Annotated in this window: 14 protein-coding genes; 12 read left to right on the top strand and 2 right to left on the bottom strand. The window is 71.0% G+C overall.

Features of this window, described 5'->3' with window-relative positions:
• Positions 1–3 precede the first annotated feature (3 nt).
• The 11 genes from M8H82_RS10700 to M8H82_RS10655 all read left to right on the top strand — a co-directional run bounded on the left by M8H82_RS10700 (position 4) and on the right by M8H82_RS10655 (position 10,913).
• Positions 4–954, top strand: a complete 951-nt coding sequence (locus M8H82_RS10700; RefSeq protein ID WP_250072559.1) for an amino acid ABC transporter permease — start codon at positions 4–6, stop codon at positions 952–954.
• Entirely contained in the window at positions 951–1,715 is a 765-nt protein-coding gene (locus M8H82_RS10695) for an amino acid ABC transporter ATP-binding protein (protein ID WP_284048769.1), read from the top strand. The genes M8H82_RS10700 and M8H82_RS10695 overlap by 4 nt, the downstream gene beginning before the upstream one ends.
• A 27-nt stretch (positions 1,716–1,742) precedes the next feature.
• Positions 1,743–2,723, top strand: coding sequence for an ABC transporter substrate-binding protein (locus M8H82_RS10690; RefSeq protein WP_250072557.1), 981 nt, complete (start codon positions 1,743–1,745; stop codon positions 2,721–2,723).
• Between the two features lie 26 nt (positions 2,724–2,749).
• Complete coding sequence (gene ssuE, locus M8H82_RS10685) at positions 2,750–3,304, top strand: NADPH-dependent FMN reductase (protein ID WP_250072554.1); 555 nt, start codon at positions 2,750–2,752, stop codon at positions 3,302–3,304.
• A 38-nt stretch (positions 3,305–3,342) separates the two neighbouring features.
• Complete coding sequence (locus tag M8H82_RS10680; RefSeq protein ID WP_250072552.1) at positions 3,343–4,500, top strand: LLM class flavin-dependent oxidoreductase; 1,158 nt, start codon at positions 3,343–3,345, stop codon at positions 4,498–4,500.
• Between the two features lie 459 nt (positions 4,501–4,959).
• Entirely contained in the window at positions 4,960–5,856 is an 897-nt protein-coding gene (locus tag M8H82_RS10675; RefSeq protein WP_250072550.1) for a glutathione S-transferase C-terminal domain-containing protein, read from the top strand.
• A gap of 77 nt (positions 5,857–5,933) precedes the next feature.
• Positions 5,934–6,065 carry a putative leader peptide gene (locus M8H82_RS36755; RefSeq protein ID WP_374211648.1) on the top strand — a complete coding sequence of 44 codons (132 nt, stop codon included), beginning with the start codon at positions 5,934–5,936 and terminating at the stop codon, positions 6,063–6,065.
• Between the two features lie 78 nt (positions 6,066–6,143).
• Positions 6,144–7,331 carry an LLM class flavin-dependent oxidoreductase gene (locus tag M8H82_RS10670; protein ID WP_250072548.1) on the top strand — a complete coding sequence of 396 codons (1,188 nt, stop codon included), beginning with the start codon at positions 6,144–6,146 and terminating at the stop codon, positions 7,329–7,331.
• Between the two features lie 15 nt (positions 7,332–7,346).
• Entirely contained in the window at positions 7,347–8,720 is a 1,374-nt protein-coding gene (locus M8H82_RS10665) for an NtaA/DmoA family FMN-dependent monooxygenase (protein ID WP_250072546.1), read from the top strand.
• A complete protein-coding gene (locus M8H82_RS10660) occupies positions 8,717–9,796 on the top strand; it encodes an LLM class flavin-dependent oxidoreductase (protein WP_250072545.1) in 1,080 nt (359 codons plus the stop codon). Before M8H82_RS10665 ends, M8H82_RS10660 begins: the two co-directional genes overlap by 4 nt.
• 10 nt (positions 9,797–9,806) lie before the next feature.
• Positions 9,807–10,913 carry an LLM class flavin-dependent oxidoreductase gene (locus M8H82_RS10655; protein ID WP_250072543.1) on the top strand — a complete coding sequence of 369 codons (1,107 nt, stop codon included), beginning with the start codon at positions 9,807–9,809 and terminating at the stop codon, positions 10,911–10,913.
• A gap of 16 nt (positions 10,914–10,929) precedes the next feature.
• Here M8H82_RS10655 and sph read toward each other — a convergent pair whose 3' ends face one another.
• Complete coding sequence (sph, locus tag M8H82_RS10650; RefSeq protein WP_250072540.1) at positions 10,930–11,916, bottom strand: sphingomyelin phosphodiesterase; 987 nt, start codon at positions 11,914–11,916, stop codon at positions 10,930–10,932.
• An 85-nt stretch (positions 11,917–12,001) separates the two neighbouring features.
• Entirely contained in the window at positions 12,002–12,496 is a 495-nt protein-coding gene (locus M8H82_RS10645; protein WP_250072538.1) for a pyridoxamine 5'-phosphate oxidase family protein, read from the bottom strand.
• Positions 12,497–12,651: 155 nt separating this feature from the next.
• On the opposite strand from M8H82_RS10645, the gene M8H82_RS10640 reads away from it, so the two are divergent.
• The gene (locus M8H82_RS10640) at positions 12,652–13,038 is read left to right on the top strand and encodes a VOC family protein (RefSeq protein ID WP_250072537.1); all 387 of its coding nucleotides are present in this window, start codon (positions 12,652–12,654) and stop codon (positions 13,036–13,038) included.
• Positions 13,039–13,205 lie beyond the last annotated feature (167 nt).

The following is a 13,205-nucleotide window of genomic DNA, read 5'->3' as shown; positions in this document are numbered from 1 at the left end:
CCCATGACCACCGACACTCTGACCGAACCCACCGCCACAACACGTGACTTGACGGTCGTCCCCGCCCGCCACTACGCCCGCTGGGCCGCAGCCGTCGCCGTGATCGTGCTGCTCGCCCAGTTCACCCACGGGCTCGCCACCAATCCCGTCTGGGAGTGGCACGTCTTCCGCGCCTACATCTTCTCCGAGACGATCGTCCAGGCGGTGTGGGTCACCCTGCAACTGACCGCCTACGCGACCGTCCTGGGCTTCCTGCTCGGCACCGTGATCGCCTTCATGCGGCTGTCCCGCAGCCCGGTGCTCCAGACCGTCGCCTGGAGCTACATCTGGATCTTCCGGTCCATCCCGATGATCGTCCAGCTGGTGTTCTGGTTCAACCTCAGCGCCCTGTACGAGGAGTTGGGCGTCGGCATCCCCTTCGGGCCGGTGTTCTGGTCGGTCGACAGCAACAGCCTCATCGGCACCATCGGCGCCGCCGTCATCGGACTCACCCTGCACCAGGCAGCCTACGCCGCCGAGATCGTGCGCGGCGGGGTGATCGCCGTGGACCACGGCCAACTGGAGGCCGCCGCCGCGCTCGGCATCCCCCGGCTGCGCCAGATCCGCCGGATCGTGCTCCCGCAGGCCATGCGCGCCATCCTGCCGACCGCGGGCAACGAGATCATCGGCCTGCTCAAGGGCACCTCGGTGGTCTACGTCATGTCCATCGGCGAGCTCTTCTACCAGGTGCAGGTGATCTACGGCCGCAACGGCCGGGTGATCCCGCTGCTGCTGGTCGCCACCGCCTGGTACGTCGTCCTCACCTCCCTGCTGTCGATCGCCCAGTACTACGTCGAGCGGCGCTACGCCCGAGGCGCGAACCGCACCCCGCCGCCCACCCCGCTCCAGCGCGTCCGGCGTTTCGTGGCGACCCAACGGCTCCTGGCCACCCGACAGCTGACGGAGAAGACATGAACGACGTCATGGTCGACGTGCACGGCGTCCACAAGAGCTTCGGCCCGCTCGCCGTACTGCGCGGGGTCGACCTCCAGGTCCGGGCCGGCGAGGTCACCGTGATCCTCGGCCCGTCCGGGTCCGGGAAGTCCACGCTGCTGCGCACCATCAACCACCTGGAGAAGGTCGACCGGGGCTGGATCAGCATCGACGGAGAGCTCATCGGCTACCGCCGCTCCGGCGACAAGCTGCACGAGCTGAAGGAACGGGACGTCCTCAAACAGCGCACCCACATCGGGTTCGTCTTCCAGAACTTCAACCTCTTCCCGCATCTGACCGTGCTGGAGAACCTCGTCGAGGCGCCCGTCTCCGCACTGCGCCGTCCCCGCCGGGAGGCCGAGGAGACGGCCCGCGCACTCCTCGCCCGGGTCGGCCTGGCCGACAAGGCGGACACCTACCCCCGCCAGCTGTCCGGCGGACAACAGCAACGGGTCGCCATCGCCCGGGCGCTCGCGCTGGAACCGAAGGTGCTGCTCTTCGACGAGCCCACCTCGGCGCTCGACCCGGAACTGGTCGGCGAAGTCCTCGACGTCATCAAGGACTTGGCCCGCACCGGAACCACCATGATCGTCGTGACCCACGAGATCGGCTTCGCCCGCGAGGTCGCCGACACCGTGCTGTTCATGGACGACGGTGTCGTCGTGGAACAGGGGCCGCCCACGGCCGTACTCGACGCACCGCGGCACGCCCGCACCCGTGCCTTTCTCTCCAAGGTCCTCTGAAACCCCACCTCTGCAAGGAGCACAGCCATGCCCGCCTCGATCGCCCGCCGCACCGCCGCCGCGCTGGGACTCACCGCCGCCCTCGCCCTGTCCGCCTGTGGCAACCCCGACGACGGCGCCACGGCCGAGGTCGCGGCCGCCAACGGCGACACCACGAAGATCAACCTCAGCCCGGACCAGAACCGCGTCACCACCGAGAAGGTCGAGGCGATAGCCGACCGGGTCCCCGAGGAGATCCGCAAGAGAGGCACGCTGGAGGTGGTCAACTCCTCCGGCTCCGCCGCGCCCCTGACCTTCTACGCCACCGACAACAAGACCGTCATCGGCGTCGAACCCGACATCGCCTCCCTGGTCGCCGACGTCCTCGGGCTGAAGCTCCGCCTCAACCCCGTGTCCTGGGAGAACATCTTCGTCGGCCTGGACAGCGCCAAGTACGACGTCGGCTTCAGCAACATCACGGTCACCGAGGAGCGCAAGGAGAAGTACGACTTCGCCACCTACCGCGAGGACAACCTCGGCTTCGAGGCGAAGAAGGGCAGCGGTCTGAAGATCTCCGGGCCCGCGGACGTGGCCGGTCTGACCGTCGCCGTGAGCAGCGGGACCAACCAGGAGAAGCTGCTCGTCGAGTGGAGCAAGGAGAACGAGAAGGCCGGCCGCGAACCGGTGGACATCAAGTACTACCAGAACGACAGCGACACCTATCTCGCGCTCCAGTCCGGCCGTATCGACGTCTATCTGGGCCCCAACCCGACCGCCGCCTATCACGCCGCCTCCAGCGGCAAGACGGAGGTGGTCGGCACCTATTCGGGCGCCGGAGCCACCCTGCAGGGCCTCATCGCGGCCACCACCAAGAAGGACAGCGGCCTGGCCGAACCGCTCGCCGACGCGCTCAACGAGGTCATCGACAACGGCACCTACGCGAAGGTGCTCAAGCGCTGGGGCCTGTCCGACGAGGCCGTGACCGCGTCCGAGATCAATCCTCCGGGCCTGCCCAAGACCGCCTCCTGACCCCGCCTCTCCCGAAAGGTTTCGCCATGGCCACCATCCTCTCCGTCTCCGGCAGCCCTTCCGCCGCTTCCCGCACCGCCCGCCTGCTGCGCCACCTGGACGACCGGCTCAGGGCCCAGGGGCACGAGGTGATCCCCCTGGACGTCCGCACCCTGCCCGCCGACGCCCTTCTCGGCGCCGACTTCCGTCACCCGGCGATCGTCGAGACCACCGCCCTCGTGCAGCGGGCGGACGGCATCGTGATCGGCACCCCCGTCTACAAGGCCGCCTACTCCGGCCTGCTCAAGGCGCTGCTCGACCTGCTCCCGCAGTACGCCCTGGCGGGCAAGACCGTCCTGCCGCTGGCCACCGGAGGCACCACCGCCCATGTCCTCGCCATCGACTACGCCCTGCGTCCCGTCCTGAACTCCATGGGGCCCGCCCACATCACCCCGGGCTGGTTCACGCTGGACAAGGACATCACCGTCAGGGACGACGGCACCCTCACCGTCGCCCCGGGCTCCGCCGAGGCCCTGGTCCAGGTCACCGACCAGTTCTCCCTCGCCCTCGGCGGCCGCCCCGTGCTGGCCGCCGCCGGCTGACCCTCCGCCGCACCGCACGCGCCCCGATCGGAGACCCCGTGACCCTCACCTTCCACTGGTTCCTGCCCACCAACGGCGACAGCCGCCATGTCGTCGGCGGCGGCCACGGCACCCCCGCCACCGCCTCCGGACAGGACCGGCCGCCGACGGTCGGCTATCTCAGCCAGATCGCCCGCGCCGCGGAGGACCTGGGCTTCGTCGGCGCGCTCACGCCCACCGGCGCCTGGTGCGAGGACGCCTGGCTGACCACCGCGATGGTCAGCAGGCACACCGAGCGCCTGAAGTTCCTGGTCGCCTTCCGGCCCGGCTTCGTCTCACCGACACTGGCCGCGCAGATGGCGTCCACCTTCCAGCGGCAGTCCGGCGGACGGCTGCTGCTGAACGTCGTCACCGGCGGGGAGGGCCAGGAGCAGCGGGCGTACGGCGACTTCCTCGACAAGGACGACCGGTACCGCCGTACCGGTGAGTTCCTCTCCGTCGTCAGGGAGTTGTGGGAAGGCAAGTCCGTCGACCTCCACGGCGAGCACGTGCGGGTCGAGGGCGCCCAGCTGGCCCGGGTTCCCGACCCCGTGCCCGAGGTGTACTTCGGCGGCTCCTCGCCCCTGGCCGGGGAGGTCGCCGCCCGGCATGCCGACGTCTATCTGACGTGGGGCGAACCGCCCGCTCAGGTCGCCGAGAAGATCGCCTGGATCCGTGGACTGGCCGCACGGCACGGCCGGACCCTCCGGTTCGGGATCCGGCTGCACGTCATCACGCGTGACACGTCGGAGCGGGCCTGGGCGGAGGCGCGGAGCCTCCTCGACGGCTTCGATCCGGAGACCGTACGGGCCGTGCAGGCCGGTCTCGCGCGCAGCGAGTCCGAGGGGCAGCGGCGCATGCTCGCCCTGCACGGCGGCAGGCGCGACGACTTGGAGATCACCCCGAATCTGTGGGCCGGGATCGGTCTGGTCCGCGGAGGTGCGGGCACCGCCCTGGTCGGCAGCCATGACGAGGTCGCCGAGCGGATCACGGAGTACCACCGGCTGGGCATCGACGAGTTCGTGCTCTCCGGCTATCCGCATCTGGAGGAGGCGTACTGGTTCGGCGAGGGCGTGCTGCCGAGGCTGGCGGCGCGGGGGCTGTGGACCCACCCGTTCCGGACCGACACGGTCGCCGGCTCCCTGACGCCCTTCGCGGGCGCGGGGAGTACGCGGTAGGACGCAGATCCGGAGGGGCCCGCATCGGCGCTGGGCCGCCGCTGTCACGGGCCCCTCTTTCTCATATGAGGCCCTACGCCCACCCCACCGCCGACCACGCCGGTGGTCCCGACGGCCGCACTGTGGACACCCTCTTGACGTCGGCCGCCGCCCGATCGACACTCCGAAAAGGGAATCCTAGTGAACAGGTAGGGAACATGGAGCGTGAGGAGCCGGTCACCAGTCGAGTGAGCCGTACGCACGCGCCCTCGCCCCTGCTGACGTCCCGTCGCCACATCGATCTGCTGCGCGTGTGCAGCGCGATCGGTCCCGTCGGGTAACCGGGTCCCACCACCGCGCGCCCGCACCCGACCGGCGTCGACCGCACCCTTCCCGTCGACGCGCCCGGATCGGCCCACCCCCCCCGCAAGCCGTCGCTTCCACCGCGCATCACCCTGCGCTCCTGCCCCGGGGAGAGTCATGTCCGTCACACCACTGACCGGCCACCTGTCCGTGCAGCACACCGCCGCGTTCCACGGCCGCATCGGCCTGGACGCACGCAGCGGCCACTACGCGGTGCCGCGTCGCTTCCGGCTCCATCTGTCGACCGCCTGCCCCGACGGCCTCCGCGTCGCCGTCACCCACAGCCTGCTCGGCCTCGACGACATCTGTCCGGCCGTCTACCTGCCCGCCGTCCCCGACTGCCCCGACGGCGGACACACCGCGCTTCGCCCGCTCTACGACGCCAGCGCCCACCGCTACCCAGGACCCGCTCTCGGCCCGGTCCTCAGCGACGACTGGTCGGGGCGCATCGTCAGTACCCACGCCCCAGACATCACCCGTGACCTGGCCCGGCACTTCGGCGGCGACCGCCCACCGCTGTACCCGTGCGACGCGGAGTCGGAGATCGACGCGTTCGCGCAGATGTGCGCGCAGGGCATCGAGAGCGCCGCGCAGCGCGCCGGGTCGGCCGGCGGCGAGCAGGCGGAACGCGCAGACGCGCTCGCGGAGTTGACGCAGACCCTGGACGCGCTGGAGCAGTCGCTCGCCGGGCACGAGTACGCGATCCGCGATCACCTCACCGCCGCCGATGTCGAGTTGTGGGTCACCCTGGTGCAGCTCGACACCGTCCACCGCTACCACCTGGACGCCGCCGCGGTGCAGAGTGTCGCCGGGCACCCCACCGTGTGGGCCTACGCACGCAGGCTCGCCGCCCACCCGGCCTTCGGCGCCCACCTCGACCTGGACGGGATCGCCCGCCGCCACCATGCCCGCTGCCAGGGCCTCGAAGCGGCGGGAGCGGCCGTCCAGATCCTGGACTGGGCGGCCCACGCGGACGGCACCCCGGCCGCCCCGTCACAGGTCGAGCCGCTGTGAAGGAACTCCACCCCGTGCACAGCGGACCGGAACCGGGAACAACGCGACCCGGTCCGGGTGTTGGGCGGAGCAAGAGCATGGACCGGGCCCCGGCACGCGCCCGAAGAAGGGAGGTGACGGACGTGACCCACCGGTTCCGTTCCGTGCACCTCCACTCCCGGCCCCACATCGACCTCCAGCGCGTGGCCGGCGCGCTCTGTCGTTCCTGACCGTTCCCCGACGGCCGTGCCCGCGACCGATACGCGGGCCGGTGATCTCCGTACGGATCTTCAGGAAGGCACCCCTTCGTGTCCTCGACACCCCATGCCCCGCTCCACCTGGCCGTCGCCCTCGACGGCACCGGCTGGCACCCCGCCTCCTGGCGGGAGCCGGTGGCCCGCCCCCAGGACCTGTTCACCGCCGGATACTGGGCCGACCTGGTCACCGAGGCCGAGCGCGGACTGCTCGACTTCGTGACCTTCGAGGACGGACTCGGCCTGCAGTCCTCGCACTTCCTCGACCCCGACGAGCGAACCGACCAGGTCCGCGGCCGCCTCGACGCCGTCCTCATCGCCGCCCGGGTCGCCCCGCTCACCAGCCGCATCGGCCTGGTCCCGACCGTCGTGGCCACCCACACCGAGCCCTTCCACCTCTCCAAGGCCATCGCCACCCTCGACTACGTCAGCACCGGCCGGGCGGGCCTGCGCGTGCAGATCACCGCCCGCCCGAACGAGGCCGACCACTTCGGCCGCCGCACCCTTCCGACGATCGAGACCTACGACGACCCCACGGTCCCCGACCTCTTCGACGAGGCCGCCGACTACGTGGAGGTCGTGCGCCGCCTCTGGGACAGCTGGGAGGACGACGCCGAGATACGCGACGCCGCCACCGGCCGCTTCATCGACCGGAACAAGCTGCACCACATCGACTTCCGCGGCCGCCACTTCAGCGTCAAGGGCCCCTCCATCACCCCGCGACCGCCCCAGGGCCAGCCGATCGTCACCGCCCTGGCCCACCAGACCGTGCCGTACCGGCTGGTCGCCCGGCAGGCGGACATCGGCTACATCACCCCGCACGACGTCGACGAGGCACGCGCGATCGTCGCCGAGATCCGCGCCGAGCAGACGGCGGCGGGCCGCGCCGAGCAGCCCCTGCACGTCTTCGGTGACCTGGTGGTCTTCCTCGACGACGACCCCGGTGCGGCCGCGGCCCGCCGGGACCGCCTCGACGCCCTCGCGGCAGAGCCGTTCGCCGGCGACGCCCTCGTCTTCACCGGCACGCCCACCGAACTGGCCGACCTGCTGCAGGAGTTGCAGCAAGGAGGGCTCACCGGCTTCCGGCTGCGGCCCGCCGTACTCGGGCACGACCTCCCGCGGATCACCCGGCACCTGGTACCCGAGCTCCAGCGCCGCGCCGCCTTCCGCCGCGCCTACGAGGCCACCACCCTGCGCGGACTGCTGGGCCTGACCCGCCCCGCCAACCGCTACGCCGCCTGAGCCGGAGAGACCCCGATGCCCAAGCCCCTGAAGCAGATCCACCTGGCCGCGCACTTCCCCGGCGTGAACAACACCACCGTCTGGAGCGACCCCGCAGCCGGAAGCCACATCGAGTTCAGCTCCTTCGCCCACTTCGCCCGCACCGCCGAACGCGCCAAGTTCGACTTCCTCTTCCTCGCCGAGGGCCTGAGACTGCGCGAACAGGGCGGCCGGATATACGACCTGGACGTCGTCGGCCGACCCGACACCTTCACCGTGCTGGCCGCCCTCGCCGCCGTCACCGAACACCTCGGGCTGACCGGCACCATCAACTCCACCTTCAACGAGCCCTATGAGGTGGCCCGCCAGTTCGCCACCCTTGACCACCTGTCCGGCGGCCGTTCCGCCTGGAACGTCGTCACCTCCTGGGACGCCTTCACCGGCGAGAACTTCCGCCGCGGCGGCTTCCTGCCCCAGGAGGAGCGCTACTCCCGCGCGAAGGAGTTCCTCGCCACGGCGAACGAACTCTTCGACTCCTGGGACGGCGGCGAGATCGTCGCGGACCAGGCCGCAGGGGTCTTCCTGCGCGACGCCAAGGCAGGCTCCTTCGTCCACACCGGCGACCACTTCGACATCCACGGCCAGTTCAACGTCCCACGCTCCCCCCAGGGACGCCCGGTCATCTTCCAGGCAGGCGACTCCGACGAGGGCCGGGAGTTCGCCGCCTCGAGCGCCGACGCCATCTTCAGCCGGTACGCCACCCTCACCGAGGGGCGGGCCTTCTACACCGACGTCAAGAACCGCCTGGCCACGTACGGCCGCCGCCCCGACCAGCTGCTGATCCTGCCCGCCGCCACCTTCACGCTCGCCGACACCGACGCCGAGGCGGAGGAACTGGCCAGGACGGTACGCCGGCAGCAGGTCAGCGGAGCCACCGCCCTCAAGCACCTGGAGTTCGTCTGGAACCGGGACCTGTCCTCCTACGACCCGGACGGGCCGCTCCCCGACATCGACCCGGACGTCAGCGACACCCACATCTCCCAGGGCCGCGCCCAGGTCCGCATGTACCGGGACCCGGTGGCCACCGCCCGTGAATGGCGCGCACTGGCCGCCGCCAACAACTGGTCGATCCGGGACCTGGTCATCGAGACCGGCAACCGGCAGAACTTCATCGGCTCCGCGGAGACGATCGCCCGCACCATCAACGAGCTCGTGCAGGCCGACGCCAGTGACGGCTTCATCCTCGTCCCGCACATCACCCCCGGCGGCCTCGACGAGTTCGCCGACAAGGTCGTCCCCCTCCTCCAGGAACAGGGCGTGTTCCGCACCGAGTACGAGGGCCCGACCCTGCGCGACCACCTCGGCCTCGCCCACCCGGACGACCTCGGCGACCAGCGGGCGGCGTCATGAAGTTCCTCGCCATCACCCTGATCGTGCACCGGCCGGATCCCCTCACCGGGGAGCAGAAGCCGACCCACGACCGCTTCCGCGAGGTCCTCGACAGCGCCCTGCTCGCCGAGGAACTCGGCTTCGACGGATTCGGCGTGGGGGAGCGGCACGAGTGGCCGTTCCTGTCCTCCTCGCCGCCCGTCGTGCTCAGCCACATAGCCGCTCTCACCCGGCGGATCAGACTCTTCACGGCCGTGACCACACTCAGCCTGCTCGACCCGGTGCGCGCCCACGAGGACTACGCCACCCTCGACCACCTCTCCGGCGGCCGTCTGGAACTGATCATCGGCAAGGGCAACGGGACCGCCCAGCGCGAGCTGTTCCAGGTCACGCCCGAGGACCAGTGGGAGCGCAACGCCGAGAGCTACGAGGTGTTCCGGCAGCTCTGGCGGCAGGACAAGGTCACCGCGAGCACACGCTTCCGCCCCGCGCTCAAGGACGCCGAGGTGTGGCCGCGGCCGTACCAGCACCCCGTCCGCGTCTGGCACGGCAGCGCGACCAGCAAGGAGAGCGTCGACCTCGCCGCCCGCTACGGCGACCCGTTGTTCTCCGCGAACGTCACCCACCCCATCGAGCCGTACGCCGAGCTCATCCGCCACTACCGCGAGCGCTGGGACCACTACGGCCACGACCCGGCGAGGATCGCGGTCGGGGCCGGCACCGCGGGCGTGTACGTGGCCCGCACCTCGCAGGAGGCGATCGCCGCCTACCGGCCGGTCTTCGAAAGCACCATGGAGCTGCAGCGCAGCATGGGCCTGGAGCCGGTCTTCCCGACACTGGAGGACTTCGTCGCCCGCAGCTCCGCCCTGATCGGAAGCCCACAGCAGGTCCTCGACAAGGTGCACCGCTATCACGAGCAGTTCGGCCACACCGTCCTGCATCTGCAGGCCGAGGCAGGAGGACTGACGCCACGTCAGCACCGTGCGTCGCTCGAGTTGTTCCAGGCGGAGGTCGCACCGCGGCTGCGCCGGAGCATCCCGGATCCACCGTTCCCCTGGGGCCCCGTCCTGCCCGAGCCCGTCCCAGCCGACCTCTGAGGAGAACCCCGTGTCAGCCATCCCCCTCGGCGTCCTGGACCTGGTGCCCATTCCGTCCGGCGCGACCCCCGCCCAGGCCCTGCGCAACTCCATCGACCTCGCCCGGCAGACCGAACGCCTCGGTTACGCCCGCTACTGGTTCGCCGAGCACCACCTCAACCCCGGAGTGGCCGGAACGTCCCCCGCGGTCGTACTGGCCTTGACGGCCTCTGCCACCTCCACCATCCGCCTGGGCTCCGGCGCGGTCCAACTCGGCCACCGCACCGCCCTGTCCACGGTCGAGGAATTCGGCCTGATCGACGCCCTGCACCCCGGCCGCCTCGACCTGGGCCTCGGCCGCTCCGGCGGACGCCCGACGGGCAAGCCCGCGCAAGCCCCGCCCCGAGCCGCCGCGAACGGCCTGCTCATCCCGCCCCGCTTCAGTTTCGAGCAGTTGCTCGGCTCCCCGCGGATCGCCCTCCAGCGCAAGCTCCTGATGCTGCCGAACGCGCAGTCGCAGGAGTACGCCGAGCAACTGGACGACATCCTGGCCCTGCTCGCCGGCACCTACCGCTCCCCGGACGGCATCGAGGCGCATGCCGTGCCCGGCGAGGGCGCCGACGTCCAGGTGTGGATCCTGGGCAGCAGCGGCGGGCAGAGCGCCGAGGCGGCAGGCGCCCGCGGCCTGCGCTTCGCCGCGAACTATCACGTCAGCCCGGCCACCGTCCTCGAAGCCGTGGACGGTTACCGGGCCTTCTTCCAGCCCTCGGAGGTGCTCGACAGCCCGTATGTGAGCGTCTCGGCGGACGTCGTCGTCGCCGAGGACGACGAGACGGCCCGGGAACTCGCCGAGGGCTACGGTCCCTGGGTCCGCAGCATCCGCACCGCCGAGGGCGCCATCGAGTACCCCACCCTGAAGGAGGCCCGCGCCCACGACTGGACCGAAGCGGACCGGGCGCTCGTCCAGGACCGCGTCGACACCCAGTTCGTGGGCTCCCCGGGGAGGGTCGCCGACCAGCTCCAGCAGCTCCAGGAAGCCACCGGAGCAGACGAGTTGCTCATCACGACGATGACCCACGACCACGCGGACCGGGTCCGCTCGTACCGGCTGCTGGCCGAGGAGTGGGCCCGGCGGTGAAGCCTCCCCGCCGTGATCAGCCCGCCGAACCGGTCACCGGATAGTGGTCCGAGAGATTGGTGTACGTGTGCTCGGTGCCCCAACTAGACACCGTCCAGGTTGCGCTCTGCTCCTTGAGGACGTCGTTCTTCCATAGGGCCGGACGGGCATGGCCCGCGCGATGCAGGACGTAGTCAAGGTCCTCGCGGGGGTCGTCGGGGTAGCGGTCGCGCGCTATGGAGTTGTCCTGGGTGTCGAAGGAGTACGGGTGCCCGGTGCGCGCGTCGGCGCCGACCAGATCGGCGTCGGCGAGCATCGTGCCGTACTCCGCGCTGTGCGAGTCGACGTTCAAGTCACCGGCGACCAGCACCTGTTCGCCCGCCGGGATGTTCTTGGCGTCCAGGAAGGCGTCGATCGTCCGGAACTGACGGCTGCGCGTCGCGGCGGCCTCACCGGCGTCGCACCCAGGATCGGTGGACTGGGCGTGCGTGCCGACGACGTGCACCTTGGTGCCGTTGACGTCCAGCACCACGTACGCGAAGCCCTTGTTGGACCACCAATCCGCACCGCACGCGTCCTGGTAGACGTGCTGCTCCTTGCGGACGATCGGCCACTTGCTGAGCACCGTGACCCCGCCGTCCTCCGGGGTCGTCGCCGAGTACGCCCCGCCCGTCGCGTCCCAGCCGGTCCTGCTCCGGCCGACCACGGGCGTCTGGTACGGATAGGCGCCCGCGGCGGCCGACTTCAGCGCGTCCGAGGAGGAGTTGTCGAAGGCCTCCTGGAGCACCACCACGTCATTGCCGGGGAAGAACGGGGTCTTCACGATCTCGGCGGCCCGGTGGTCCTGCCCCCAGTTCGGGTAGAGGTTCTTGCTGAACAGGAACACGTTGTACGACAACACATCGAGCGCCGGAGTCTGTGCGGCGGCGGACGCGGTGGGCGTCGCGCCGGCCAGACCCGCGACGGCGAGCGAGAAGGCGAGCGCGGCCGATCCCTGTGCACGGCGCTGTGCGGAAGGCGTCACGGGTTCTCCCTGTGGTGGAGGGGGCTTGGGTGGCGCCGCACATCAAACCATCAGGAGTTACCCCCGGGTAACCCCGCAGGGGGCATCACATGTCCGAGGCTGGTACAGGGGACGAACCTGTCGGGACAAGCCAGTTCCCGTCCCGCATCAGATGCCGCTGCGGCAACTCGTGCTGCTCGTGCCAGGCCTGCACCGCCAGTGGGCGCACCCGGAAGAAGTCGTACGGCGCGCGCCCGGCGCGCGGGTCCCACCCCGTCTTGGCCGCGAACACCTCCGCCGCCGCGGCCGGCACCTCCTCGGCGGTGAACGCCTCCGCCTCACCGTCGATCAGGACGACATCGCGGGTGTCCCCGAACGCCAGCCGGGCGCGCCGCCCGTTGCGCAGATTGCGGCCGGTGGGGTTGGTGCCCCGGGTCGACAGCCACAGCGCCTCGCCGTCCCAGACGAACCAGAGCGCCACCAGACACGGCACCCCCTCGGCGTCCGCCGTGGAGACCCAGATGTCGATCTCCCGCTCCAGCCGGTCGAGGACGTCGCGTCGGCGCTGGTCGGGGGTGCGGGGCGGATCGGTGATCGTCATGCCGGGGACGCTACCGAGCGCCGTGCCGGGGCGCCTCGGGCCCTGGCCCTAGGCCCGTGGACCGAGCGCTGAGCGGTCCGGTGGGCTTGGACTGGCGCCGAGGTGGGTTTTACGTATAACCTCTCCCGTCAATCGCCCGTCCCCGGAAGGTACCGATGAGACGCATCGCCCTGGTCACCCTCGTCGTCGACGACTACGACGAGGCGATCCGCTTCTACACCGGCGCCCTCGGGTTCCGGCTCGTCGAGGACAGCCCGCGTCCGGACGGCTCACGCTGGGTCGTCGTGGAGCCCGGCGACCAGGGGACCGGTCTGGTGCTGGCCCGCGCCAAGGGCGACGCCCAGGCCGCCCGGGTCGGAGACCAGACCGGTGGGCGCGTCGGGTTCTTCCTGCACACCGACGACTTCGCCCGCGACCACGCCCGGATGCTCGCCGCGGGCGTGACCTTCCTGGAGGAGCCGCGCCACGAGCCCTACGGCTCGGTGGCCGTCTTCCAGGACCTGTACGGCAACCGCTGGGACCTGCTCCAGCCCGCCGACTGAGCGCTGCGCGCGGAGCCGCCAGGCAGGCACGGGACCAGCTCCGCCGGGCGGGCCAAGCTCCGCCCCGCCGGGCGGGTCTGCGCGCCGCACCGTCGGGCAGCCGCCGGAACGCCTGCTCCAGCCCGGCGACTGAGCCCCACCCCGCCCACCCGCGCACCCCCACACCA

The organism is Streptomyces sp. YS415, assembly GCF_023544665.1.
In the GTDB taxonomy this organism is placed as follows: Bacteria; Actinomycetota; Actinomycetes; order Streptomycetales; family Streptomycetaceae; genus Streptomyces.
Note: the sequence above shows the minus strand (reverse complement) of the source record. Positions and strands in the feature narration are given on the sequence as shown.

Coding starts and splice junctions, on each gene's coding strand:
- M8H82_RS10700 (WP_250072559.1), top strand. CDS start 4: ATGACCACCGACACTCTGACCGAACCCACCGCCACAACACGTGACTTG.
- M8H82_RS10675 (WP_250072550.1), top strand. CDS start 4,960: ATGTCCGTCACACCACTGACCGGCCACCTGTCCGTGCAGCACACCGCC.
- M8H82_RS10665 (WP_250072546.1), top strand. CDS start 7,347: ATGCCCAAGCCCCTGAAGCAGATCCACCTGGCCGCGCACTTCCCCGGC.
- M8H82_RS10660 (WP_250072545.1), top strand. CDS start 8,717: ATGAAGTTCCTCGCCATCACCCTGATCGTGCACCGGCCGGATCCCCTC.
- M8H82_RS10695 (WP_284048769.1), top strand. CDS start 951: ATGAACGACGTCATGGTCGACGTGCACGGCGTCCACAAGAGCTTCGGC.
- ssuE (WP_250072554.1), top strand. CDS start 2,750: ATGGCCACCATCCTCTCCGTCTCCGGCAGCCCTTCCGCCGCTTCCCGC.
- M8H82_RS10690 (WP_250072557.1), top strand. CDS start 1,743: ATGCCCGCCTCGATCGCCCGCCGCACCGCCGCCGCGCTGGGACTCACC.
- M8H82_RS36755 (WP_374211648.1), top strand. CDS start 5,934: ATGGACCGGGCCCCGGCACGCGCCCGAAGAAGGGAGGTGACGGACGTG.
- M8H82_RS10640 (WP_250072537.1), top strand. CDS start 12,652: ATGAGACGCATCGCCCTGGTCACCCTCGTCGTCGACGACTACGACGAG.
- M8H82_RS10645 (WP_250072538.1), bottom strand. CDS start 12,496: ATGACGATCACCGATCCGCCCCGCACCCCCGACCAGCGCCGACGCGAC.